The organism is Streptomyces sp. NPDC045778 (genome assembly GCF_056431945.1).
Window position 1 is genome coordinate 32,899 of sequence record NZ_JBWKJZ010000025.1, and the last position, 24,303, is coordinate 57,201.

The following is a 24,303-nucleotide window of genomic DNA, read 5'->3' on the forward strand; positions in this document are numbered from 1 at the left end:
GGCCCTTCTGTACGGTGTCCTGCCGCGCGGCGGATGCGGTGTGCTCCGCCGCAGCGGACGTAGAAGCGGAAGAGGAAGCAGAAGCGGCCGACGGCGTCAGGGCGCCCAGGGACAGCACGCCGACGGCCACCGCGGCGCGGCCCTCACGATCCCGCGGCGGCCGCCCCGCTGCCCACCCGACCCCGGGTGGGGCCCACCCCCGACCGGCCCGCCGACTCGCCGCGCCGGCACACAGGAAAGGGGCGGGGCCGGTCCGCCCCTCCCCCGCCCCGCTCACGGTCAGGCCTTCTTCTCGCCCAGCTTCCCGACGAAGCCCTGGGCCTTGTCCACGGCCGTGTCGATCTTCTCGCTGTGCTTGCCTTCGGTCTTGCCGTCGATGAAGTCGCCGACCTTCTCGAGCCCGCCGGAGATCTTGTCACCGTGGGCCTGAGCCAGGTCCTCGGCCTTGTCCTTGAGGTTCTTCAGGGCGTCGAACATGTACTGCCTCGTCCTTCTCTGTCTGGGTTTCCCCTGGTCAGGACCATGATCCCATGGGATTGGCGAGATGTGACGCCTGGGGCCGCACCCGGTGGACACGTGCGCCCGGCGCGGGAAAGACCTGGTGAGCACCCCCGCGCCACCGCCGCCCGACAAGATCCACTTCGTGTCACGCGCACGTCGGGCGAACAACGCCGGAACGTTTCCGCTGGTTCATGTGGCGCTGGTGAAGTGTCCGACAAGTCCAGTACTTCATCGAGGAGTCGTGCATGTCCAGACCGCGCCGGTCCCCCCGTACTCTCATCGTCGCCGCGTCCGTGGTCGCGGCCACCGCCGCCGTCGCGGTCACCGCCACCGCGGGGGCCTCGGGCGGCAAGGAGCAGGCCCAGGCCGCGATCAAGGGCGGGAAGGCGAAGAACGTCATCCTGCTCATCGGTGACGGCATGGGTGACTCGGAGATCACGCTGGCCCGCGACTACACCGTGGGTGCGGCCGGCCGCCTGAACATGGACAAGTTCCCGCTCACGGGCAGCTACACGACGTACGCCGTGCACCCCGACGGCTCGCCGGAGTACGTGACCGACTCCGCCGCAAGCGGCACCGGCTGGGCCACCGGCCACAAGACCGTGAACGGCCGCATCTCCAAGACGCCGGACACCGACAAGGCCGTGCCGACGATCCTGGAGCTGGCGCAGCGCCGGGGTTACGCCACCGGCTCGGTGACCACCGCCGAGCTGACCGACGCCACCCCCGCGGTCCTCGCCTCCCACGCCACCGACCGCAGCTGCCAGGGCCCCGCCGACATGGCCAAGTGCCCGGCCGACACCATCGCCAAGGGCGGCCCGGGATCCATCGCCGAGCAGAGCGTGAACCACAAGGTGGACGTGCTCCTCGGCGGCGGCAAGCAGCGCTTCGAGCAGAAGGTCACCGACGGCAAGTACAAGGGCCGCACGGTCACCGAGCAGGCGAAGAAGCTGGGCTACCAGGTCGTCACCGACAAGGCCGCGCTGAAGGCCGTCAAGCCCGGCAAGCCCGTCCTCGGCCTCTTCGCCGACGGCAACGTGCCCACGGAGTGGACCGGCAAGCCCGCCGCCGTCGGCGGCACCGACCCGCAGCGCTGCGTCACGTCCAACCCCCACCGTCCGAAGGGCACCCCGGCCCTCGCGGACCAGGCCACCCAGGCCATCAAGCTCCTTGAGGCCAAGCAGAAGAAGCAGCACGCGAAGCAGGGCTTCTTCCTTCAGATCGAGGGCGCCTCCATCGACAAGCAGGACCACGCGGCCGACCCGTGCGGCCAGATCGGGGAGACCGCCGCGTTCGACCGCGCGGTGAAGGTGGCGCGCGCGTACGCCGCCAAGCACCCCGACACCCTGGTGGTGACCACCGCCGACCACGGCCACACCAGCCAGATCGTCCCGCTCGACGCGCAGCCGCCCGGCCTGACCTCCACCTTGGTCACCGACGAGGGCCAGCAGCTGAAGGTCAACTACTCGACCAACACGCCGGGCAAGTCCCAGGAGCACACCGGCACCCAGGTCCGCATCGCCGCCCAGGGCCCGCAGGCGTACCGCGTCCTCGGCGTCACCAACCAGACCGACCTGTTCACCACGGTCCGCGAGGCGCTGCGGCAGCGCTGACACGACCGGAAGCACGCGTGTGCGGCACACGGCCCGAACGGGCCGTGTGCCGCACACGCGTGTGGGGCTTCACCCGCCAGTCAGGGCGCGGTGCGCCGGTGCGTCGGCGGACGGAAAAGCGATCAAGAAAGTAGCGCGGACCTGTCACATGTGCCGCCGCTGTCGCGTCAGACCCATGACGGCGACGCCAGCGACGCTGGGAGGCCGCCGTCGTCCGCACCCGATCCGCTCGACCGTCCCCGAGGAGTCCCCATGTCCACCACCGCCGTCGTCGTCACCGTGCTCACCGCCGCCTGGATCGGGTTCTCCGGCTTCTCCCTGCTGCGCAAGGCCGCGTTCGTGACCGAGCCGCTCACCGAGTACGGCGTTCCGCAGTCGTGGTGGACGCTCCTCGGCCTGGCCAAGGCCGCCGGCGCGGTCGGCCTCCTCGTCGGCCTCGCGGTGCCCGCGATCGGTGTGGCGGCCGGGATCGGCCTGGTGCTGTACTTCCTCGGCGCGGTCGTCACGGTGCTGCGGGCGCGCTCGTACAAGACGGTCGCCTTCCCGGTGTTGTACCTGGCGCCGGTGGTGGCCGCCCTCGCGCTCGGTTACGCCGCCTGAGGGTGCTCGCTCCCCTGCTCACCCTGCCCGCGATCGGCCTTCCCCGCCGGTCGCGGGCTTCGTGTGGCCGGGGCCCGGCTCATGCCCGGTTCACTCGGCCGGCTCGGCCCGCGCGCCCGACTGCGCGAGGAGGCGGCGCAGCCAGCGGGTGCGGGCGTCTCGGGCGTCCAAGCTGACGGCCGCCTTCGGGGCGATGCCGTCGAAGCCGTGGTAGGCGCCGGACCACACGTGCAGCTCGGCCTGGCCGCCTGCCCGCCAGATCGCGTCGGCGTACGCGACGTCCTCGTCCCGGAACATCTCGGCCGAGCCGACCTCGATGTAGGCCGGGGGCAGCCCGGAGAGGTCCGTGGCGCGGGCGGGTGCCGCGTAGGGCGGCAGGTCCGCGGCGCCGTGGCGGTCGCCGAGCACCGCCTTCCACACGGTCGTGTGCGAGGTGAGGTCCCACAGCCCGCGGCCCGACATCTGGTGGCTGGAGAACGTGCTGATGCGGTCGTCGAGCATCGGGCACAGCAGCAGTTGTCCCAGCGCCTGGGGGCCGCCGCGGTCGCGGGCCAGCAGGGCGAGGGCGGCGGCGAGCCCGCCGCCGGCGCTCTTGCCTCCGATGACGACGCGGTCCGCGTCGACGTCCAGTTCGGCCGCGTGCTCGACCGCCCAGACGAAACCGGCGTAGCAGTCCTCCAGCGGTCCCGGGTACCGTGTCTCGGGCGCGAGGCGGTACTCGACCGAGACCACCGCGATGCCCAGCGGCAGGACCCACTCACGCAGGACGCGCGGCAGCACCGACCAGGCGTTGCCCATGACCATGGCGCCGCCGTGCAGGTAGTACAGCAGGGGCAGCGGGCCTACGAGTCCCGCGGGCCGGGCGCTCACGAGGGTGACGTCGGGTGCGCCCGGCGGGCCCGGTACGGACAGCTCCGTCACCTCGAAGAGGCCGTCGGCGCGCAGGTCCTCGGCCGTCGGCCGGGGGCGTGACGCCGCGTCCCGCGCGCGCCGCTCCTGAAGGTTGTCCGGGGTGACCGGCTCTCTCGGGCCTGTGTCCAAGGCCTGGAGGGCGAGGCCCAGTTCGGGGTCGAACGGGGGCGCCGCGTTCGTGTCGGGGACGCGGCCGGACCGAGCCGCCGCGGGGTCGACGCTCATGCCGCGCCCTCCAGCAGGACACCGGGGCGGCGGTCCGCCTCCCCGTCACGACAACCCACCCCCGCGCACGCGCGCCCCGGGAACATTCGTCTGAGACCCATACGGCGTACCCAACCACACCCCGGCCCCCGCGGCTGCCTCGTCCTCCGCGCGGCCACGGGCCTCGGCGCAGCTCAGGCGGGCTGCCGCCGGGCTCTAAACCCGCCGGGGGCGTTACTGAGTACGTTCGGCGTCAGTCCGAAATTCATCTCGCTCGGGACGTCTCGGGAGGCCCCAGTGAGCTTCATCTTCCACCGACAACTGCCGGACGAACGGGCCGTGTTCACGCTCTTCCGGGACGTCTACCTCGGTGGGGCACCCGTGTGGGCCGTCCAGGAGTGGGTGCGGAGGGAGGCGGCCGCGTACTACGCCTCCGAGGTCCGCCGGTTCAGGTCGAACTGGGTCGAGTTCCGGGGCAGGACCATCGCCAAGGCGCGCAAGCACCGGAGCGCGATCCTGTCCGGCGGCTCGGGGCCCGTCGCCTTCTACCTGGAGGATCTTCCTCCGCTCCTTGCGAGGCAGCTCGACGAGCACCTGAACGACGCCGATCTGCCGCCGGGATGGGATCCGGACGAGAAGAAACAGACGATCCTCGGCGGCCTGCACTACGTGAGCGACGGAAACCTCACGGAGCGCGAGAAGGAGGTCTTCCACATGGCCGGGGTCATGCGGATGCCGAGGGTCGAGATCGCGGGCGCCATGGGGATCACGACCGGCTGCGTCAAGGCCCACTTCAGCAACGCCTGGAAGACCATGACCGAGGACCAGGTCGACGTCGACGGCCTCGAATGGCTCCTGTCCGGGCGGCGACGCGAGCCCGTGCATACGTGAAGCGGCACGTGAGTGACGAGAGGGAATCGATGACCAGGCCCTGCACCACCAGCACCGCCAAGAAGGAGGCTCCGATGGGTGAGTTCCGTACGTATTCGTTCGACCCGGAGAAGCATGTCCGGGCCTACGCCGACACCGTCCACAAGGCCTGCTGCGACGAGCGCCGGTCCACCCGGGCGCGGACGCAGAGCACCATCGCCAAGGTGCCGAACGCGGCGATGCCGCTGGGCGCCGTGGTGGTCAGCATCTGCATGACCGTCACGATGCTGCTGTTCTGGGGGATCTCCACGGCGGTGGCGCTCCAGCTGGGAGCCGGGATGGCGACGCTGTACACCGCGACGAACGACGTGCGGATCTCGGTGGTCCGCAACAACCCCGGCTGGCGGCAGCGGCACCGGATCCTGGCGCGCCTCATCCCCCAGCACCCTGTCGACTAGCGACTAGCGATTAGCGCGGGACCCGCCCAGCGCCGCCAGGATTCCGAGCCCGTGGCAGACGCTGAGCGGCTACGGCCCGTCCACGACTCCTGCTGCAACTCCTCGATCTCATCACGGAAGAGCCGATGCCCTCATTTTCATCGCGGTCCCTCGCCCGGAGTACGGATGACCGGGAAACACCTCGGTACGCACGTTTCCGCGCGTCCGCCGGACCGGATTCGACCACGTCGCCCCCCTTGCCGTCCGCGCCCCGGCGGCCGTGCGCGATAGCACCGTCCGACGGGGCGCGACGGCCCTGAACGACCGCGGCCCCAGGCTTGGTGGAGCCCGAGGCCGCAGCTGTGACGTGCGCCGTGTCACCGGCGCACGGAGAACCTTCAGACGCTCGCCGGCCGATCTGTCCAGGACCTGACCGGTGGGCATCCTCCTAGTTCCCGATGAGGACACGCTCATGGTGCCCCCTTGTTCTTCCGTTCCGTGGCAAAACACGGATGCCCCGTGCGAGAGCAGCCTGTTTCAGGCCAGTGCGGCGGCCTCGAGCGGCTTCGGTGACACGTTCACCTGGGTCGCTCTGATCACCGCGATCGGCATCGTCATCGCGGCCGTCCACCGCTGGCGCGACAAGAGGGCCAAGCTCCTGGAGAAGGACTACGCGGTGCTCGACAGCGTGGTCGTCGAACTCGACACCTTGCAGTCCCTGGCCGCGACCCATGCCGATCTGGGCGGCCTGAGGAGGCAACTGAGCCTCGTCAAACAGGCGGAGAAGCGCTTCCCGAAGGTCCCGTTCAACGTCGTCGTCGACACGATCGAGGCGTACGAGACGACCGTGTTGAGCACGGAGTGCGCCAAGAGGCTCACCAAGCGGCTCTCCGACAAGAAGTCCGTGACCGAGGCGCTCGAACGCTCGCGCCAGCAAGGCGCGAAGATCGCGGACATCCGTACGGCGATCAACACCGTGCAGCGCATCATCGACCGCCAGCTCAGGCGGTGACCTCAGCCGGACAGACGCGTGTCGGCGACGAAGCCGATCTCGACGAGTCGGCCGGGGAAGGTCAGTTCGATGACGCCCACCACGGTGCCGGCCACCCGGGGCCTGGTGGCGTCAGTGATGCCGGGCCCGCCTGGACCGCTCTCTTGTGGTTACTCGGAAACCATAGGAGAGTGAGCGGCGACCTGGAAGAACGCACTTTTCGGTGACGGGGGAACCCCATGGTGACCAAGCAGTTCCTCAAGGGTCTGCCCGAGGACGCCGATCTGAGGCGGGCGGACTCCCTGGCCCGGGAGATCTTCTCGGACATCGCCAACAAGTGGGCGTTCCTGATCATCGAGGCGCTCGGTGAACGCACCCTGCGCTTCAGCGCGTTGCGTGACGAGGTCGAGGGCGTCAGCCACAAGATGCTCACCCAGAACCTGCGCATGCTGGAGCGCAACGGCCTGGTGGAGCGGACCGTGCACCCCACCGTGCCGCCGCGGGTCGAGTACACCCTCACCCCGCCGGGCCGTGCCCTGCGCGGGGTCGTCGACGGCATGTGCGGCTGGACGCACGCACACCTCGGCGAGATCGAGGCCTCCCGCGACCGCTTCGACGGCTGACGGCACGGTCAGTCGAGAAGCAGCGGGTCGGGCAGGCGGGCCGCGGGGTGCATGCGCAGGAGGGTGTGGAGCACTCCCGCGAGCCCGGACATCAGGCTCGGTGAGAACGCTTCGCGGGCCAGGCCGCCGACCGGGCCGCGTTGTTCGAGGCCGGTGAGGATCTCGCCGTCGAGGTCCTGGGGGTCGTCGGCGCCCAGGGAGGTGAGGAACTCCCAGAGGCCGAGGTCGCCGTGGCACAGGGTGTGGCTCCAGCCGAAGCCCTCGGCGGCGCAGGCGCGTGCGGCGCGGCGGGCCATGTCCAGGTGCGCCGGGTCGCCCGCGCGCCGATGGAGGTCGAGCATGCCGACGCCGATGCCCGTGCTGCCGTGGCACCAGCTGGTGAAGAAGTCTTCCTCGGCGCCGACGCGCACGTCCAGCCAGTTGCCGTGCTCGGGGCGGTAGAGGGACTCCTGGTAGGCGAAGGCCTGCTCGGCGAGGCGGGTCCAGGCGCGCCGTTCGCCGGGCGGTCCCGCCTCGGTGAGGGCGAGCCGCCTCAGGGCCCAGCCGATGCCGGTGGCGCCGTGGGCGAAGCCCCCGATGCCCTCGGGGTTGAGGCGGGTCGGCCAGCGGGCGCCGCTCCCGTCGACCACGGCCAGGCCGGAAAGGCGACGGCCGATGCGCGCGGCCGCGGCGAGCCAGCGGTCCTGCCCGGTCGCCGCGGCCAGGCCGAGCAGCGGGACGACACCGCCCGCCGCGCCGTTGAGGAGGTCCACCTCGACGTCGTCGTCGACCAGCGGGCCCTCCTCCAGGAGCTGGGCCCGGGCGGCGGCGCGCTCCAAGAGCCAGTCCTCACCGAGCACCCGGTGCAGCGCGAGCCACGTCCACACCTGTGACGCCGCGCCGCTGAACGCTCCCGCCGACGGCGTCGGCGTCACGTCCTCGGTGCTCACCAGGACCCGCAGAGCCCCCGCGAAGGTCTCGGCGACACCCGGCACCTCATCGGCGCGCCCGGCCCGCACCTCCGCGTCGTACTCCGCGAGCGTCAGCGCGAGCCCGCCCTGCCCGGTGTAGAGGTCGGCGGGCAGCACCCTGATCGACCATCCGGCGGGGGTGAACACCGGGCTGATCCAGGTGACCGTGCCGTCATCGCCGCGCACCGCGCCGTCGCACAGCCGCCGCACCATCCGCGCCGCGAGGTCCCGGCGGCGGCGCTCCCGGTCACGGGCGTGCGGCTGGTGGGCGGCGGCCTGTACGCGCGCGGGCAGCGACCGCTCGTTGAGGTACGCGCCCACCAGCGCGTCCTGGATCACCGACTCCTCCAGGGCCAGGTCGGCGGTGCGCCAGTCCTCGACCGTGGCGCGTACGGCGGCCGCGTCCACGGGGAAGGTGAACATCGGCACGTCACCGACCAGGAGTTCGGCGATCTCGCCGTCGATGGCGGCGCGGTCCGTCGGCGCGCCCGGCAGCACCTCGGCGTTGCGCCGCAGGATGTCGCGGGCGCGCTCGACCGCGGCCGGCTCGTCGTGCAGCGAGGCCGGGTGCCACAGCATCCGGCCGATGTCGACGTACGCCTGTGTCGGCCGCAGGATCCGCCGCGCCCGGGCGCCCTCGAAGCGGCGGAGGAGCGCGTACGGGTCGGTCTCCGGCCGCCGCAGGTGCGCGGTCATCTCGCGAAAGCCCGCCAGGATCCGGTCCCAGTACGTGCTCAGGACCGGGGTGGGACTGGGGTGGTTGCCCGCCGTGGGCATGGCCACCAGGTCCACCTCGAAGCGGGCCGTGGCGGTGCCGCCGCCCGCGATCACCGGGTGCGGGATGAGCGGCTGCTGGCCGGGCAGCGCCCCGACGCCGGAGATGTCCACGCCGCCGAGTGCGAAGCCCGTGCCGCGCACGGGCAGCAGCCCGGTGCGCAGCACCGTGCGGCGGATGGCGGCCGCCGCCACGTCGACCGCGTCGCCGCGACCGCTGGGCGGGAACGGCGCGGGGGCGTCGAAGAGGGTCTCGGCGTCCACGATCACCGGGACCGGGCCCGCGGCGATCATGTTCTCGGCGTGCATGTCGGTGCCGCCGACGCAGCGGAGGACGGCGAGCCAGTGGCCGACGCCCCGGTAGAACGCGGCGAGTTCGGCTTCGTCGGCGCAGTAGCGGTGGGGGACGAACGCCGCCCAGCCGTAGCCGTCCCGGGCCAGCGTACGCGGTACCCGGATGCGCTCGTGCGGCGGCGGGGCGTCGGGAAGGTCCGCGAACAGCTCGTCGAGGAGCGCGCCGATGGCCACGTCGGCCCCGGACGGCCGGGGCTTGTACATGACGCTTCCGGCGGCGAAGTCGACCCGGCTGACCGTCTGTCCGCCGCGGTGGCTGTCACCCGCGCCGAACGTGACGGCGCGCACCTCCCCGGGCGCCGCTCCGAGCAGCGGCCTCAGCAGGTCGCGGTCCGTGGCGAGCCGCTCGGCGAAACGGGCCGTGGCCGTCACCGAGAGCCGTGCCACCGACGCGATCCGTGTGCCGAGGGTCGGGTACCGGTGGGCCAGGCCGTCGAGGTAGCCGTCCTGCCCTGCCCGTTCGATGAACGCGGCCCAGGTCCCGTCGTCGGGACCGGCCGCCGTGCCCGCGTCGGCCGCCCCGCCGTCCGCCGCCATGCGCAGGGCGTGCAGTTCGATCAGGAACAGGCGGGACAGCTTCGCGTGCAAGGAGTCGAGCAGGGCGGTGTGGCCGGCGTCGAGGATCACGTTCCGTTCGGGCCCGCCCAGCGCGTCCACGGCGGCGAGGCGCCGGGCCAGCTCCTGTCTCCAGGGGCGGGCGATGTTCTCGACGGGCCGGGCGAACCACTGCGCCTCGTCACGGCCTTGGCCGGGTCCTCCCGGCCCGTCCCGCCGCTCTTGCTTCTCCGGTGCCGATCCGCTCACGGTCCCCTGTCCCCGTCCCGCGCCGCGCGTCGGCGCCTGTCGAGCCGCTCGGAAGAGACGCGGGGAGCCGCGTGGCCCGTGCCCCCTATGACAGGAGTGCCGTGGCGCGCGGCTCCCCGCGGGGGATCAGCAGCACCAACTGCCGTGCGACCCGCTGGGGCTGGAACAGAAGCCGTACAGGGAGTCACTCGGGTCGACCAGCGCGGCCTCGGCCGCGGTCCCGCCGACGTAGAGCGGTCCCGCCGGGTTGGCCTGGCCGTACGCGCTCTCGGCGCCCGACAGCCACGCTTCGAGAACGGCGGACTGCACCTGGGTCTGGGGCATGAGCGGCCTCCGGAGGTAGGAGTTGGGGACGGATTGCCGAGACCTGAGTATCACCGGACTGAAAGGCTCCTCAGCCGAGCGATCCAGCCACACTCACGCGGGGCCGGCGGGGCTCAGGACGACTCCTGGGACAGGTGGGAGCGGACGCGCTCGGCCTGCGCTCCGCGGTTCGACTCCTCGTGCGGGGCCGGGGCCTGTTGCCGTGCCACGCGGGCGGGGGCCGCTCGGCCCAGGGTGTGGCGGGCCCCCTCAGCCCACCGGCACGAGCCCGCTCCGGCGCAGCATCGGCAGGATCTGTTCCTCCACGGCAGGGGCAAGCCGCAGGTCGGTCTCGGTGCCCTCGATCCACCGCAGGTGGGCCAACTCGGCCGCGGGCCGGGGCACTTGGCTGAGGCCCGCGGTGAAGACCGTCAAGTGCAGAGGCACCCCTTCCAGGGCCGCCGTCGACTGGATCTCGGTCAGGAACGCCGGGGCCACGGGACGGACACCCAGTTCCTCGTCCAGCTCCCTGACCAGGGCCTCCAGCGGCTCCTCCCCCGCGTCGGGCTTACCGCCCGGCAAATAGAACACGTCCGGCGCCGCCTTCTTGCTCACGACCAGCAGACGCCCCTCTTGGACGATCACGGCGGCCACGACGACCAAGGAATCCGGTCCGCCGTGGCCGCCGTGCGCGACCACCCCACCGTTGTGTGCCATACACATCATTCTCTCAGGCGCCTTCCGCCACGCCTGAGCCGGGCGGTCACAGCCGGGCGTCGCGGTGGGTCGGCCGGCCGTCGACGACGGTGAGCAGCACCGGCAGGTCCGGCAGTTCGGTGGCGGCGGTGGTGAGCGGGTCGGCGGCCAGGACGGTCAGGTCGGCGCGGTGGCCGATCGCGACGCGGCCCGCCTCGTGCTCCTCACCGGCCGCGTAGGCGGCGTTGACGGTCATGCCCTGGAGCGCTTCCAGGGCCGTCAGGGCCTGTTCGGGGCCGTGCGGGGCCTGGGTGAGGTCGCGGCTGGGCCGGCGGTGGCGGGCCCCTGCCATGACGACGAGCGGCGGGTGGGGCGCGATGGGCCAGTCGGAGCCGAGGACGACGACGGCCCCGGAGTCGTGCAGGTCGCGGCAGCGCCAGGCACGCGCGGCACGCTCCTCGCCGAGGCGGCGCGACCAGTTGTCGGTGTGGTCGGCCCGGGTGAAGTCGGTGCAGTGGGTCGGCTGCATGGAGGCCACGACGCCCAGTTCGGCGAACCGGCGCAGGGTGTCGTCGGGCACGGTCTCGATGTGCTCGACCCGGTGCCGCACCGCCCGCCAGTCGTCGGCCTGGGCCTTCTCGACGGCGTCGAGGACGTGGCGTACGGCCGCGTCGCCGATGGCGTGGGTGGCGGTGGGCACGCCGGCGCGGTGGAGCACGCCGATCACGCGGGTGTACTCCTCGGGGTCCGGCCAGAAGGCGTGCCGGGACTCGCCGTGGCAGTCGGGCTGTTCCAGCCACGCGGTGCCGTTGTCGATGGTGCCGTCCATGAAGATCTTCACGCCGTCGGTGCGCCACAGGCGGCCGCCCACGCCTTGCTGGTCGATGAGGGCGCGCACGCCGTCGTCGTCGGTGCCGGGCTGGCACCAGGGGGCGACCCGCAGCCGCAGCGGCAGGTCCCCGGCCGCGTCGAGATCGGCGTAGCAGGCGAGGCTGTCGCCGCCTGCGTCCATGGCGTGGCCGCCGGTGAGACCCTTCGCCGCCATGTCGCTCAGCACGGCGGTGAGCCGGGCGCGGCGCTCCTCGGGGGTGGGCTGCGGGGCGGCGCGCTCCACCAGCTCGCAGGCGGCGCTCTCCAGGAGCAGACCGGTGGGCCGTCCCGCGGTGTCGCACACCACCTCGGCGGTGGCCTGGTCGAAGGCACGCGGCCCGTCGACGCCGGCGAGTTCGAGGGCGCGTCGGCTGGCCAGCATGGAGTGGGCGTCGAAGAGCAGCAGGTGGGCGGGTACGCCGTCGAGTACGGCGTCGAAGGGGGCGGTCTCGACGGGGCCGCCCGCGAACACGTTGGGGTCGAGGCCCCAGCCGCGCAGCCACGCGCCGGGGGTGAGGTCCCGTACCGCACGCGCGAGTGCTTCGCGCACCTGCGTCAGGTCGGTGCAGGCCGACAGGTCCACGCCGCGGGTCAGTTCGGCGCCGGTGACGGGGTGGAGGTGGCCGTCGACCAGGCCCGGTGTCACCACCGCGCCCTTGAGGTCGATCACCTCGGTGGCGGGGTCCGCGAGCGCGCGGACGTCCTGGTCGTCGCCGAGGGCGGTGATGCGTCCGCCCGCCGCGGCGAGCGCGGTCTGCGGCAGGAACTCGCCGGACACCGGGTCGAGCAGACGGGCCGAGAGCAGGATGAGGGAAGTGCGCACGGGGAGGTCTCCTTGTGGGTCGTCGGTGGGAGCGGCGACGCTCAGCGCGCTGCGGGGGTCGGTCGGAGCGGCGGCACGCGGCACGTGACGGAAGAGGCGTGCCGGGGTGGTCAGTCGGGGGTGGCGGCGCTCAGCGCGCCCGGTTCCAGGCCGAGTTCGCGCTCGGCCGTGGTGACGGGCAGGCGCAGCACCTCCGGTGGGCTGTCGACGGTGTCGCCGCTGTTGACGAGCATGCCCAGGCCGTCGAGGACGACCAGGATCTGAAAGGTCGTCACCAGTGGGTCGTCGGTGTGGAACTCCCCTCGGGCGACGCCGTCACGGATGTGCCCTTCGAGCCGGTCGCGCCAGGCGGCCTCCTGTGCGCAGACGCGGTCGCGCAGCGCGGGCCGGTAGCGGCTGAGGTGCCGCGCGTTGAGCCAGAGGCGGCTGATGTCGTCGTAGGCCTCTCCGCTGGTCCGGGCGAAGAACCGCGCCAGGTGCTGGGCGCAGGTGGCGTCGGCGCGATCGGCCGGGAGGAGTGCGTCGAGTTCGGAGTCGGCAGCGGTGCCGTAGGCCTCGGCCACCAGGTCGTCCACCGCGGGGAAGTAGTGGCTGATGAGCCCCGGACGGACGTCGAGTTCCTCGGCGACGCGCCGGAGCGTGATGCACTCCAGACCTTCGATCACGGCCAACCGAGCCGCGGCTGCAACGATTTCCGCACGCCTTTCCGTCGGAGACTTGCGAATTCGCTTGTTCTGGAGCCTTGACGTCATGGAATCCATGCTATTGAGTGTGCGACCAATAAACAAGCAGGTGGGTACCCAGCATCCGGAGGGGCCGTATGGCGTCCACGCTTCCCGACCCGCACGAAGTCCCCCTGAACCCCGGAACGACGCACCAGGAGGCGCGGCCCCCGATCGGCGGGGCGGGCCGCGTCGAGGCCCACGGCATCGACCACATCCCCGAGCGGGAGCGCCACGGCCACCCCCGGCGGCTGTTCTCCGTCTGGGCCGCGGCGAGCGTCAACTACCTGGGCCTGGTCACCGGCGGCACCCTGATCCTGATGGGCCTGAGCCTCTGGCAGGCCCTCGCCGTGATCGTGACGGGCAATCTGTTCTGGTCGCTCACCGGGCTGCTCGCCATATCCGGCCCGGCCGCGGGCGCGCCGAGCGAAGTGATCACACGCGCGATGTTCGGAATCCGTGGCAACCGGGTCAACAACGCGATCGTCGGCTGGCTGATCTCCGTGTCGTACTTCGCCCTGAACCTCGCCGCCGCCGCGACCGCCGCGTTCTCCCTGGTGGAGAAGGCCGGTGTCACCGCGGGCACCGGCGTGAAGGTCGGCGTGGTCCTCGTCGTCGCCACGCTGACCCTGACCATCGGCGTCTACGGCCACGCCACCATCATGAAGCTGTACCTGCCGATCACCCTGGCGCTCACCACCGTCTTCGCCGTCGTCGCGGTCCGCGTGTTCCAGCACGCGGACTACGCCTACGCCCCCGTCGAGCCGCTGACCGGCGGTGAGTTGTGGGCGGTCCTCATCTCCGGCGTCACCCTGATCGGCGCGGCTCCGCTGTCGTACACCACCAGCGCCGACTTCTCCCGCTATCTGCCGGGGACGACGTCCGCGAAGGCCGTCCTCGGCTGGACCGCCCTCGGCGGCTTCCTGCCCGGCGTCGCCGTGTGCTCCCTCGGGGCCCTCGCCGCCACGGCGGTCGACATGGGGGATCCCCAGGCCGGCCTTCAGCGGATCCTGCCGGGCTGGTTCGACCCGGTCTTCCTGCTCGCCCTGGTCCTCGGCACGATCGCGCTCAACGCCCTGACGTCCTACAGCGCCGGGCTCGCCCTCCAGGCCGTCGGCGTGCGCATCCGCCGCTCCCTCAGCGTCGTCGCCGACGGCATCGCCGCGGTCTCCCTCACCCTGTACGCGCTCCTCGTCTCCGACTTCCTCGACACGGTCAGCAACGTCCTCCAGCTCACCGTCGTCCTGCTCGGCCCCGCCACCGCCGTCTACGCCACGGACATCCTGCTGCGCCGCAACCGCTACGACGGCCCCGCCCTGATGGACGAGACCCCGGGCAGCCCCTTCTGGTACACCGCCGGGGTCAACCCGGCCGGGGCCCTGGCCCTGGCGGGCGGCGTCACCGCCGCGGCCCTGTGCGTCGACACCGTGTACACCGGACCGATCGCCGGGGCCATGGGCGGCATGGACCTCTCCTTGCCCGTCGGCATCGTCGTCGCCTCGTCCCTGTACGCGGCCCTCGGCCGGAGGTGAGGCGGCAGGTGTGCCCCGCGCCGTCCGGGGCAGGGGCGAGGGCGGTGACAGGAGGTGCGCATGGTCCATCTGGCGGTGCCCCTGTGGGGCATGAGGAGCGGGCAGGGTCCGCGGCAGCTGTCCGAACTCGGGCTCGCCCTGCTCCTTTCGAGCCTCATCGGCTGGGAGCGCGCGTCCCGGCACAAGAGCGCGGGGCTGCGCACGCACACCCTCGTGGGCATCGCGAGCGCCCTGATGATGGAGATCTCCCAGCACGGCTTCGCGAGCGCCCTCGCCCTGGGCGACGTGTCCTTCGACCCCTCCCGGGTGGCCGCGCAGATCGTGTCCGGCATCGGCTTCATCGGCGGCGGCCTGATCTTCGTGCGCCAGGACGTCGTGCGCGGCCTCACCACCGCCGCCGCGATCTGGCTCACCTGCGCGGTGGGCATGGCCTGCGGCGGCGGACTGCCCGTCCTCGCCCTGGCGGCCACCGCGCTGCACTTCCTCGTCGTCCGCGGCTACCCACGGCTCGCCGCACGCGTGCCGCCCCGCGCGAGCGGTTCCGCCTTCGAGCTGCGCATGACGTACCGCACGGGCACCGCCCTGCTGCCCCAGCTGATGGAGACGTGCACCCGGCGCGGATTCCGCATCCTCCAGGTCAGGGTCGACCGGCTGCCCGGCGGGACCGACCCCGCCGCCCGGGTCCTGCTGGCCCTGGAGGGCTCCGCCGACACCGGGCGGCTGACCGCCGAACTCTTCGACAGGGACGACGTCATCGAGGTCGAGGTGACCCCTGCCACCGATGAGGAGTAACCGTCAGGCGCTTCTCGGCCTCAGCCCCTCCTCGGCCTCGGCCCCTCCTCGGCCTCGGCCCCTCCTCGGCCTCAGCGGCTCTTGACCTCAACCAAGGTTCACGTACCACGATCTGGGACATGACGAACGACACCACCGCTCTTCAGGTCCCCTTGTCCACGCCCGGGGAAGCCCCCGGCTCCCTCCTGGAAAGCCCTGGCCGGCAGCCCGGCGGCGCCGGCCCTCTGGCCGATGCCACGCTCGACGCCATGGCCGAAGGCATCGCCACCGGGGCAGCCGTCGTCGGCATCGGTGAGTCCACCCGGTTCTCCCGGGAGACGTTCGGCATCCGCGACCAGCTCTTCCGCCGCCTGGTCCGGCAGCACGGGTTCCGGGCGCTCGCCGTGCAGGACAGCGCCGACGTCGCCGCCGACCTCGACCGGTACGCGCGGGGCGGCGAGGGCTCGGCCGAAGCCGTGCTCGCCGGTGCCTGGCGGCCGTGGCGCACCGCCGAGATGGCCGCCGCACTCACGTGGATCCGGGAGTTCAACCGGGACCACCCGGACGACCCGGTACGGATCTTCGGCGTGAAGCCCGCGCAGGCGCGGACCGAGGACTACGACGCCGTACTTGAGCACGTGCGCGCGGCCGCCCCGGAACTGCTCGCGGAGGTGACGTCCCACCTCGATCCGATCCGGACCGCGCACGACACCGACGAGCACGTGCAGCGGGCGCGGGGCACCCATCCCGGGCGGCCGTTCGTCGAGCACGCCCGTGACGCGCTCGCCCTGATCCAGGCGCGTCCCGGCATCGGCGATGACGACGAGGTCCTGACTCGGATGCGGCTGATCGTGAGCTTTCACGCGGGCAGCGTCGCCGGGCGCGGCAGCTTCGCGAACGACACCGCGGTGGAGGCGAACGCCCTCATGGACGCCCAGCGCCGCACCGGCCTGCGGCTGGTCTACTGGGACGGGATCGCGCACACGGCGGCGGCCGAGACCGTCATGGGCATGGTGCCCGACTCCCCTGCGCAGCCCACCGCCGGCTCGCTCCTGCGCGAGCACTACGGCGCCCGGTACGTCTCCGTGGCGATCGGCTTCCACCACGGAGACCTCGGTGTCGTCACCGTCCCCGAGCCGGGCGCGGACCTGCTCGACGCGCGGCTCGGCGCGGCGGGGAAGCCCGCCGACTGGCTCGACCTGCGCCGCGACGACGTACGCCGCCAGTGGGAAGGACCCGCGAAGCTCCGCGTCATCAGCGGCGTCTACGACCCGGCCCATGACGCCTCCCAGCACATCGCGGTCGCTTCGCTGGCCGACGCGTTCGACGTGCTCGTCCACGTGCGCCGGGCCACGCCCGCGCGCTGGCTGGTCTGAGCCTCAGGCGCGGCCCATCCGCCCCGACTCCCATGCCCAGGCCGCGATCTCGACGCGGTTCCGGACGGCCAGCTTGGCCTGGATGTTGACCAGGTGGGTCTTCACGGTGGCGACGGAGATGAACAGTTCGGCGGCGATCTCCTGGTTGGTGCGGCCGCGCGCCACGAGGCGGGCGACGTCCAGCTCCCGCTCGGTCAGCTCGTGCGGCGTGGCGCCCACGGCTGCCGCGCCGCACTGCGGGCCGTGCCGGTCGGCCATGCGCCGCAGCAGCCGCAGCGTGACGGCGGGCGAGACCAGGGCGTCGCCGCGCGCGGCGGCACGCACCGCCTCCACCAGGAGACCGGGCCCCGCGTCCTTGAGCAGGAAGCCGACGGCGCCGGAGCGCAGGGCCTCGTCCAGGTAGTCGTCCTGGTCGAAGGTGGTCACCACCACGACGTGCAGGGGGTCGACCGCGTCCGGGCCCGCGAGCAGCCTGGTCACCTCCAGGCCGTTGAGCTTCGGCATGCGGACGTCGACCAGGCAGACGTCGGGGCGCAGCCGCCGGGCCAGCTCCACGCACGCGGCGCCGTCCGCGGCCTCGCCGACCACCTCGATGCCGGGCTGCGCGGCGAGGATGAGGCGGAAGCCGGTGCGCACCATGTCCTGGTCGTCGGCGATCAGGACGCGCAGGGGCGCGGCGCCGGTCTCGGGGGGCGTAGTGCTCATCGTGGTCAGTGTGGCAGGTGTGCCGGGGGGAACTCGGCGCGGACCCGCCAGCCGCCGCCCGGCGCGGGCCCCGCCTCGAAGTGGCCGCCGGCAGCCTCCACCCGCTCGCGCAGGCCGACCAGGCCGAGCCCGCCGCTGCCGCCCGGCGGCGGGCGGTCACCGGCGGGCGCGGGCCCGTTGGTGACCTCCACGCGCAGCCGGCCGCGGTCCGCCGTGAGCCGGACGCGGACGGCGTCGGCCTCGGGCGCGTGGCGGCGGACGTTGGTGAGGGACTCCTGCACGACGCGGTGCGCCGACGTCTCGGCCTCCGGCGCGAGGGCGAGGGCGCGGGCCTCGGCGGAGACGTCCAGGGTGGCCGCCGCTCCCCCGCCGTCGGTGTGCGCGGCCACCAGGGCGGCGAGTTCGGTGAGCAGGTCGGCGGGCCGGGTCGGGGCGTCGGGCGCGGCCCGCAGCACGTGCACGAGGCGGCGCATGGAGGCGAGGGTCTCCGTGCCCGCCCGCTCGATGCCCGCGAGGAGCGGGTCGAGCTGCTCGGGTGCCGTCACCCGGATGGTGCGAGCCGCCTGGGCCTGCACGACGATGCCGGTGACGTGGTGGGCGACGAAGTCGTGCAGGTCACGTGCGAGGGCGAGGCGCTCCGCCTCCTGCACGGCGGTCACGGCGTCGGCCCGGCGCCGGTCCAGGGAGCGCAGGTAGCAGCCGAGGGCGAGCGCGCCGCCCGCGGCGACCGTCAGCAGGAACGCGAAGGTCTGGGCGTCCGAGGGGAAGCCCATGCGCACCGGCGCCGCGGCGATCGCCGCGGCCAGGAGCGGACACAGGGCGTACGCGGCGGGAACCCGTGCCGTCCGGGCCGCCACGGTGAGCAGCCCGAGCAGCGCCGCCGACTCCAGCAGCCCCCAGCTGCCGCCCGCGGGGGCGAACCCGAGCATCCCGAGCGTCAGCGCCCCGGAGGCCAGGGCCGCCCCGGCCGTCAGCGCCTCGACGGGGACGCGGCGGCACGCGAGCAGCGTCACCAGGGCCAGGGGCCCGGACACCAGCGGGAGCCGGGACCCGTCCGGCTGGTTCGACACGAGGTCGCCGAGCCAGAGCAGCAGCGCGGGCGGCAGGGCGAGGAGCAGGACGCGGCGGCGGTTCACATAGCGAATGTACGGACCAGGTCGTACGCGGGGGCTCAACCGAAAGCCGGACCGGCGCGGGTCCGATCCATCGAATGGCCGAGGCGGCGCCGGTCGCCGCGCGGCGACCGTGGGAGGGACGCAGTATTCCCGGACGCCTGAAGAGAGCGACGCCCATGCCCCGATTCCCGCGCACACCGGCCTGTGCCCTCGGCGTGGCCGCGCTCGCCGTCTCCCTGACGGCGTGCGGCGGCTCGTACAACCCCTTCGACGACCACCAGGAGAAGGCGACGTACAAGACCGGCGCCGAGGCGAAGAAGGCCCGGAAGTCCGTGCCGCGGTGGCTGCCGGACGACGCCGAGGACGTCTCGTACGTGATGTCGACGACGGGCGAGGACCGCATCCTGCGGTTCACCGCGAAGAACGGCGCGTTCCCCGCCTCCTGTGTGCGGGGGAAGCCGCAGGGCAAGCCGCGTCTGAAGGCCGACTGGTTCCCCTCGGACGTGGCCGCGAAGGCCGACACGAACTGCGGCTCCTGGTCGGGGGCGCGCGTCGGGGGCGCCCTGTACGCGTGGCAGGACCGGGACGTCGTGTCCGGGGCGCCGGGCACGACGGCCGTGCGGATCCCGGCGCAGCGCGTGGCGTGGAAGGCCTGCCCGGCCGAGGAGGGCGTGCCGAAGGGAGCCGACTGCGGCAAGGTCCGGGTGCCCGTCGACTGGAAGAAGCCCGACGGCGAGAAGATCGACATCGCGGTCGCCCGGCGCGCGGCCACCGAGCCCGGCCTGCGCGTCGGCACGCTCGTCTTCCTGCCGGGCGGCCCGGGCAGCTCCGGCGTCGACACGGTCCGGTCCACCGACGCGTGGGGCGGCCTCGAGCGGCGCTTCGACATCGTCAGTCTCGATCCGCGCGGCGTCGGCGCGAGCAGCCCGGTGCGCTGTCCTGCCGGGCCGTACGTCGCCATGGCGCGCGACAAGAAGCCCGCCGCCTCCGCCGCGGAGTTCGCCCGCGAGCGCGAGCGGGCGAGCGCCTTCGCCGAGGACTGTGCCCGCGCGTCCGGGCCCGTGGCCGCGCACACCGACGCGACCAGCGTCAGCCATGACGTCGAGACCGTCCGCGCCGCGCTCGGCGAGGACCACGTCTCCCTGTACGGGCACTCGTACGGCACGGTGTACGGCCAGCGGTACGCGCAGCTGTACGGCGAGCGGGTGCGGGCCGCCGTGCTCGACGGCGTGATGGATCCGGCGGTCGGCCGCCGCGCCTTCGGCACCGACAGCGCCCGCGCCCTGGAGCGCGCCTATGGGCAGTTCGCCCAGTGGTGCGGCGAGAACGACGCGTGCGCCCTTGGCGAGAAGGACCCGCGCGCGGTCCTGCGGCGCGTGGCCGCCAAGGCCGCCGACGGCACCTTGCGCAACGACGGCAAGAAGGTCACGCCCGCGGCCCTCAACGGCACGCTCGACCAGATGCTCCTGACCCCGTCCTGGCCGGTGGTCGGCGAGTACCTCCAGGCCCTGGACAGCGGGGAGCCCTGGCGGGAGGACACTGATGAGGAGCCCGCCGGCAAGCTGCTGCCCGTCGCCGACCAGGCGGTGTGCGTCGATCTGAACCTGCGCGCCCCGGACGCCGCGGCCTACCTCGCCGACCGGAAGGCGGACCGCGAGGCCGCGCCCGCCTTCGGCTTCTCGCCCAACGCGATCGGGTACGCCAACCTCTGTCTGGGCCTGCCGGAGCGTCCCACGCCCCGGCCCGGCGGCCCTGAGGCGTTCCGCACCCGGCACCCGATGCTGCTGATCAACGCCCGCCACGACAACGCCACGCCCGTCGACTGGGCCCGCTCCGTCGCGGGGCGCCTCGGTGACAAGGCGGCGCTCGTGGAGGTCGACGGCTGGGGGCACGGCGCGAAGGTCTTCAACGGCGGCGCCGAGCGGAAGGCGATCACCGACTACCTCACGCGCCTGACCGTGCCCGCGCCCGGCACCGTGGTCAAGGGCAGCGTGCCGCCCGGCGCCTGACCGGTCGGTTCACGGCCGGGCGAGGCCTGGTGGGCTCTCGTGGGTCTCCCGCACGGTGACGGTCAGCCGCTGCGAGGCGTGCCAGTCCCCCGCGGGGTGGCCCACGAGGTAGCTCACCCGTGCCGTGCCCGGGGTCGGGCGCGCGACGGTGAAGACCTTGGCCTCGCCGACCTCACCGGCGCCGATGACCTGGGTGTCGATCCGGGAGGTGCGCAACACCCCGGTGTCCCAGCGCAGTTGCACCTGATCCCCCGCGGCCATCCCCGCGTACGGCTCGACCCGCACCACCAGCTCGGCTGCGGGCCCGCCGAGGGTGACGACGCCGTCCGCGGCGTCGTGGATCCTCGGCGCGGCCAGCGGATGTCCAGATGTGTCCTTCATCTCCGGCCCCCTGCGACTTGACCTCTGGCCAGGGGAGCAGCGGTGTTCCGGGTCCCCTGACGCCCCTCTCCGTCACCGTCCATTCTCGACGAACTCCGCGGGGCGTACCGCCGGCTCACCTGACATTTGCCCATCGTTTGCTGTAGCGGCGACTATGCGCCGCGTGCGGGGCCCTTGACCGGGCCGCGCGAGCGGAACGTGCGGCGGTAGGTGTCCGGCGGCACGCCGACGGTGCGGTGGAAGTGGCGGCGCAGCGTCGTGGCGGTGCCCATGCCGGTGGCCGCGGCGATGGTGTCGATGCCGTCGTCGGTGTTCTCCAGCAACTCCTGGGCGCGGCGGATCCGTTGGGCGAGGAGCCATTGCAGCGGGGTGGTGCCGGTCGCCGCCTTGAAGTGCCGGCCCAGGTGGCGCGCACTCATCCGCGCCCGGCGCGCCAGGTCCTCCACGGTCAGCGGCTCGCCGAGGCGCTCGATCGCCCAGGGGAGCAGGCCGGCGAGGGGGTGGTCGTCCCGGGCGGGCACCGGGGTGGTGACGAACTGGGCCTGGCCGCCGTCCCGGTGCGGCGGTACGACCAGGCGGCGGGCCACCGCGTTGGCGACCGACGAGCCGTGGTCGAGGCGGACGAGGTGCAGACAGAGGTCCATCGCGGCGGCCTTGCCTGCGGAGGTGAGCACGCTGCCGTTGTCGACGTAGAGCACGTCGGGGTCGACCTCCACGCGTGGGTAGCGGGCGGCCAGGGCCTCGGTGTGCGCCCAGTGCGTGGTCGCGCGCTTCCCGTCGAGGAGGCCGGCGGCGGCCAGGACGAACGCGCCCGTGCACAGGGAGGCCACGCGCGCCCCCGCGTCGTGGGCGGCGCGCACCGCGTCGACCAGGTCGGCGGGCGGTTCCTCGTCGACGTCGGCCCAGCCGGGGACGATCACGGTGGCGGCGCGCCGGAGCCGGTCGAAGCCGCCGTCGGGCTCCAGGCGGAACCGGCCGAACCGCACGGCGTCCGGGCCGCACACCCCGAGGTCGTACCAGGGCCCGGGCACGGCGTCCGGGGCGGAGCCGAAGACCTCGTACGCCACGGACAGTTCGAAGTGCAGCATCCCGTCGGTGACGGCGAGCGCGACAGAACTCATGTCCGGAATTGTACGCGTCATGTCGTTCCAGACACTCACGCGCGGCGCCCGCACCGGCCAGGATGGCCCTAGTTGATCGTTCAAGCACAGTTCGTGGGCTGGTCCGGACGCAGGGAGAGAAGTCATGGCAGCGGGGCAGACAGTGGCGGTGTACGGCGCGTACGGGCACACCGGCAAGTTCGTCGTGACGCACTTGCGGGAGCGCGGGTTCGTCCCGGTCCTCTGCGGCCGGGACGCGGGCAAGCTGCGGTCGCTGGCCGCCTCGCACCCCGGCCTCGCGGTCCGGCCCGCGGCGGTCGGCGATCCGGCCTCGCTGGACCGGGCGCTGACGGGCGCGGCGGCCGTCGTCAACTGCGCCGGGCCCTTCGCCACGACGGCCGCTCCCGTGATCGAGGCGGCGCTGCGCGCCGGGGTCCCGTATCTGGACGTGGCGGCGGAGATCGAGGCCAACGCCGACACGTTCGCGCACTTCGCGGACCGCGCCCGCGCCGCGGGAGCGGTGATCGTGCCCGCGATGGCCTTCTACGGCGGTCTCGGCGACCTGGTGGCCACCGCGGCGATGGACGACTGGACTCAGGCCGACGAGGTGCACATCGCCTACGGCCTGAACCGCTGGCACCCCACCGCGGGGACGCGTGCCGCGGGCGCGGTCTCCCGGGAGCGCCGGGGCGGCCGACGCGTCCGCTTCGCGAACGGACGCCTGGAGTACCGCGACGACGCCCCGCCCACCGTGAAGTGGGCCTTCCCCGATCCGGTGGGCACCCGGTCCGTCATCGGGGAGTTCACGATGGCCGACGTCGTCACGGTCCCCAGCCACCTGTCCGTTCCCGAGGTGCGCACCTACATGACCGTCGAGGCGGCCGGGGACGTGACGGCCCCCGGCACCCCGGCCCCGGCCGCCGTCGACGCGCGGGGAAGGTCCGCGCAGACCTTCGTCGTCGATGTCGTCGTGCGCTCCGGCGGCAGCGAGCGGCGTGCCGTGGCCCGCGGCCAGGACATCTACGCGGTCACCGCGCCACTCGTGGTGGAAGCGGTGCACCGGGTCCTCACCGGTCAGGTCAGGGCGGTGGGCGTCGCCTCCGCGGGCGAGATCTTCGACTCGCCGGACTTCCTCCGCTCGCTGGCCCCGCACATCACCTTCGAACCGCTCCCCTAGCCCGCGAAGCCGCCGAGGCGGCGCGCGCGCCCGGGACGGAAGGGCCGTGGGCGCCGGAGGCCATCGACTATCGGCCAACGGCTGACGGCTGACGGCTGACGGCTGACGGCTGACGGCTGACGGCTGCGAGTGTGCGGCGTCAGTCCTGGTGGACTTCATCCCTGCCGGGACCGCCGGACAGGGTGTCCGTGCCGGAGCCCCCGTACAGCTTGTCGTCGCCGCTGTTGCCGTAGACGGTGTCGTCGCCGGCCTCGCCGTACAGGACGTCGTTGCCCTTGCCGCCGTAGAGGAAGTCGTTCCCCGCGCCGGCGCGGATCGTGTCGTTGCCGTCGCCGCCGTTCAGGTTCTGCCGGCTCCCGCCGCCGCGGATCACGTCGTTGCCCGCTCCACCGTCGGCGTCGCTGCTCTCGCCGCCGGCGTAGATCGTGTCGTTGCCGTTGCCGCCTATCGAGATGGCGCCCCTGCCCGCGCGGATCGCGTCCTTGCCGTCACCTCCGAGCACGACGCTGTACTCGCTGACCGTGAGGGTGTCGTCGCCCGCGCCGCCGTGGACGGAGTTGCCCTGGACGCCGGCGGCCTCGGTCAGGGTGTCGTTGCCCTTGCCGAGGTCGAGCCTGGCGAAGTAGTAGGCGTCGTCGGTCTTGTTGGTGTACCTGACGGTGTCGTCGCCGTCGCCGGCGAACAACTCGAGGGTGGCGTACGGGTCCTGGGAGTCATGGGTGTCGACCTTGCAGGACACCTTCGTACGGTCCGTGCCGCTGGGGTAGGTGCAGCCGTCGCCCGCCTTGATCTTGACGACGTCGTCGATGACGTACGTGATGCTGTCGAGGCCCGAGCCGGACCGCGACGCGGTGACGTCCACCTTGTTCTTCTGCCCGGCGGCGGCCTTGTAGACGATCGAACTCCCGTCGAGAGCGGCGGTGGCCGCCGGCGCGGCCGCGCCGGCGGTTCCGGACAGCAGCACCGGTGCGGCGATCCCCGCGCCGAGAGCCAGAGTCAACGCGGACACGGCGCTTGTCGTGCGGCTACCGATGAGTTGAGAGCGCATTTTCCCAACCTCCATGAGGAGTACCTGGATTCAACAACAACA

Annotated in this window: 23 protein-coding genes; 11 read left to right on the forward strand and 12 right to left on the reverse strand. The window is 73.1% G+C overall.

The annotated features are described in order from the left end of the window. Positions 1-279 precede the first annotated feature (279 nt). The gene (locus AC07GB_RS27970; RefSeq protein WP_478850129.1) at positions 280-477 is read right to left on the reverse strand and encodes an antitoxin; all 198 of its coding nucleotides are present in this window, start codon (positions 475-477) and stop codon (positions 280-282) included. Positions 478-746: 269 nt separating this feature from the next. Here AC07GB_RS27970 and AC07GB_RS27975 point away from each other — a divergent pair, with 269 nt between their 5' ends. Together AC07GB_RS27975 and AC07GB_RS27980 are read left to right on the forward strand one after the other, a co-directional pair. Beyond that, complete coding sequence (locus AC07GB_RS27975) at positions 747-2,114, forward strand: alkaline phosphatase (RefSeq protein WP_478850131.1); 1,368 nt, start codon at positions 747-749, stop codon at positions 2,112-2,114. Positions 2,115-2,366: 252 nt separating this feature from the next. Beyond that, positions 2,367-2,714, forward strand: coding sequence for a DoxX family protein (locus AC07GB_RS27980; protein ID WP_478850133.1), 348 nt, complete (start codon positions 2,367-2,369; stop codon positions 2,712-2,714). 90 nt (positions 2,715-2,804) lie between these two features. Here the strand turns inward: AC07GB_RS27980 and AC07GB_RS27985 are convergent, their stop codons facing one another. Beyond that, positions 2,805-3,851 (reverse strand): alpha/beta hydrolase, encoded by a 1,047-nt coding sequence (locus tag AC07GB_RS27985; protein WP_478850135.1) that lies wholly within the window; start codon positions 3,849-3,851, stop codon positions 2,805-2,807. 276 nt (positions 3,852-4,127) lie between these two features. Here AC07GB_RS27985 and AC07GB_RS27990 point away from each other — a divergent pair, with 276 nt between their 5' ends. The 4 genes from AC07GB_RS27990 (at position 4,128) to AC07GB_RS28005 (ending at position 6,751) form a co-directional block, all read left to right on the forward strand. Continuing rightward, a complete protein-coding gene (locus AC07GB_RS27990) occupies positions 4,128-4,721 on the forward strand; it encodes a helix-turn-helix transcriptional regulator (RefSeq protein WP_478850137.1) in 594 nt (197 codons plus the stop codon). A 29-nt stretch (positions 4,722-4,750) separates the two neighbouring features. Beyond that, complete coding sequence (locus AC07GB_RS27995) at positions 4,751-5,158, forward strand: hypothetical protein (protein ID WP_478850139.1); 408 nt, start codon at positions 4,751-4,753, stop codon at positions 5,156-5,158. A gap of 415 nt (positions 5,159-5,573) precedes the next feature. After that, positions 5,574-6,149 carry a hypothetical protein gene (locus AC07GB_RS28000; RefSeq protein ID WP_478850141.1) on the forward strand — a complete coding sequence of 192 codons (576 nt, stop codon included), beginning with the start codon at positions 5,574-5,576 and terminating at the stop codon, positions 6,147-6,149. Between the two features lie 218 nt (positions 6,150-6,367). Then, positions 6,368-6,751 (forward strand): winged helix-turn-helix transcriptional regulator, encoded by a 384-nt coding sequence (locus tag AC07GB_RS28005; RefSeq protein WP_478850143.1) that lies wholly within the window; start codon positions 6,368-6,370, stop codon positions 6,749-6,751. Between the two features lie 8 nt (positions 6,752-6,759). Here the strand turns inward: AC07GB_RS28005 and AC07GB_RS28010 are convergent, their stop codons facing one another. The 5 genes from AC07GB_RS28010 to AC07GB_RS28030 form a co-directional block, all read right to left on the reverse strand. Next, on the reverse strand, positions 6,760-9,633 hold the full coding sequence (locus AC07GB_RS28010) for a type 2 lanthipeptide synthetase LanM family protein (RefSeq protein WP_478850145.1): 2,874 nt from the start codon (positions 9,631-9,633) through the stop codon (positions 6,760-6,762). A 126-nt stretch (positions 9,634-9,759) separates the two neighbouring features. Continuing rightward, a complete protein-coding gene (locus tag AC07GB_RS28015; RefSeq protein WP_478850147.1) occupies positions 9,760-9,957 on the reverse strand; it encodes a DUF6229 family protein in 198 nt (65 codons plus the stop codon). 249 nt (positions 9,958-10,206) lie between these two features. Next, on the reverse strand, positions 10,207-10,653 hold the full coding sequence (locus AC07GB_RS28020; protein ID WP_478850149.1) for an NUDIX hydrolase: 447 nt from the start codon (positions 10,651-10,653) through the stop codon (positions 10,207-10,209). 46 nt (positions 10,654-10,699) lie between these two features. Then, entirely contained in the window at positions 10,700-12,325 is a 1,626-nt protein-coding gene (locus AC07GB_RS28025) for an amidohydrolase (RefSeq protein WP_478850151.1), read from the reverse strand. A 110-nt stretch (positions 12,326-12,435) separates the two neighbouring features. Then, positions 12,436-13,077: a TetR/AcrR family transcriptional regulator gene (locus AC07GB_RS28030; RefSeq protein WP_478850153.1), complete on the reverse strand. Its 642-nt coding sequence runs from the start codon at positions 13,075-13,077 to the stop codon at positions 12,436-12,438. Positions 13,078-13,145: 68 nt separating this feature from the next. Here AC07GB_RS28030 and AC07GB_RS28035 point away from each other — a divergent pair, with 68 nt between their 5' ends. The 3 genes from AC07GB_RS28035 (at position 13,146) to AC07GB_RS28045 (ending at position 16,726) form a co-directional block, all read left to right on the forward strand. Continuing rightward, on the forward strand, positions 13,146-14,579 hold the full coding sequence (locus AC07GB_RS28035) for a purine-cytosine permease family protein (RefSeq protein ID WP_478850155.1): 1,434 nt from the start codon (positions 13,146-13,148) through the stop codon (positions 14,577-14,579). 60 nt (positions 14,580-14,639) lie between these two features. Next, positions 14,640-15,371 carry an MgtC/SapB family protein gene (locus tag AC07GB_RS28040; protein WP_478850157.1) on the forward strand — a complete coding sequence of 244 codons (732 nt, stop codon included), beginning with the start codon at positions 14,640-14,642 and terminating at the stop codon, positions 15,369-15,371. Positions 15,372-15,490: 119 nt separating this feature from the next. Next, positions 15,491-16,726 (forward strand): erythromycin esterase family protein, encoded by a 1,236-nt coding sequence (locus tag AC07GB_RS28045; protein ID WP_478850159.1) that lies wholly within the window; start codon positions 15,491-15,493, stop codon positions 16,724-16,726. Between the two features lie 3 nt (positions 16,727-16,729). On the opposite strand, the gene AC07GB_RS28050 is transcribed toward AC07GB_RS28045, so the two are convergent. Together AC07GB_RS28050 and AC07GB_RS28055 are read right to left on the reverse strand one after the other, a co-directional pair. After that, positions 16,730-17,431 (reverse strand): response regulator, encoded by a 702-nt coding sequence (locus AC07GB_RS28050; protein WP_478850161.1) that lies wholly within the window; start codon positions 17,429-17,431, stop codon positions 16,730-16,732. Between the two features lie 5 nt (positions 17,432-17,436). Next, on the reverse strand, positions 17,437-18,567 hold the full coding sequence (locus AC07GB_RS28055; protein WP_478850163.1) for a sensor histidine kinase: 1,131 nt from the start codon (positions 18,565-18,567) through the stop codon (positions 17,437-17,439). A 155-nt stretch (positions 18,568-18,722) separates the two neighbouring features. Between AC07GB_RS28055 and AC07GB_RS28060 the strand changes: the two genes are divergently transcribed. Further along, positions 18,723-20,555, forward strand: coding sequence for an alpha/beta fold hydrolase (locus tag AC07GB_RS28060; RefSeq protein WP_478850165.1), 1,833 nt, complete (start codon positions 18,723-18,725; stop codon positions 20,553-20,555). A gap of 9 nt (positions 20,556-20,564) precedes the next feature. On the opposite strand, the gene AC07GB_RS28065 is transcribed toward AC07GB_RS28060, so the two are convergent. Further along, positions 20,565-20,936: a hypothetical protein gene (locus AC07GB_RS28065; protein WP_478850167.1), complete on the reverse strand. Its 372-nt coding sequence runs from the start codon at positions 20,934-20,936 to the stop codon at positions 20,565-20,567. Positions 20,937-21,088: 152 nt separating this feature from the next. Further along, positions 21,089-22,057: a helix-turn-helix domain-containing protein gene (locus AC07GB_RS28070; protein ID WP_478850169.1), complete on the reverse strand. Its 969-nt coding sequence runs from the start codon at positions 22,055-22,057 to the stop codon at positions 21,089-21,091. A 124-nt stretch (positions 22,058-22,181) separates the two neighbouring features. Here AC07GB_RS28070 and AC07GB_RS28075 point away from each other — a divergent pair, with 124 nt between their 5' ends. After that, positions 22,182-23,213 carry a saccharopine dehydrogenase family protein gene (locus AC07GB_RS28075; RefSeq protein WP_478850171.1) on the forward strand — a complete coding sequence of 344 codons (1,032 nt, stop codon included), beginning with the start codon at positions 22,182-22,184 and terminating at the stop codon, positions 23,211-23,213. 139 nt (positions 23,214-23,352) lie between these two features. Here the strand turns inward: AC07GB_RS28075 and AC07GB_RS28080 are convergent, their stop codons facing one another. Next, the gene (locus AC07GB_RS28080) at positions 23,353-24,222 is read right to left on the reverse strand and encodes a calcium-binding protein (RefSeq protein WP_478850173.1); all 870 of its coding nucleotides are present in this window, start codon (positions 24,220-24,222) and stop codon (positions 23,353-23,355) included. Between the last annotated feature and the right edge of the window lie 81 nt (positions 24,223-24,303).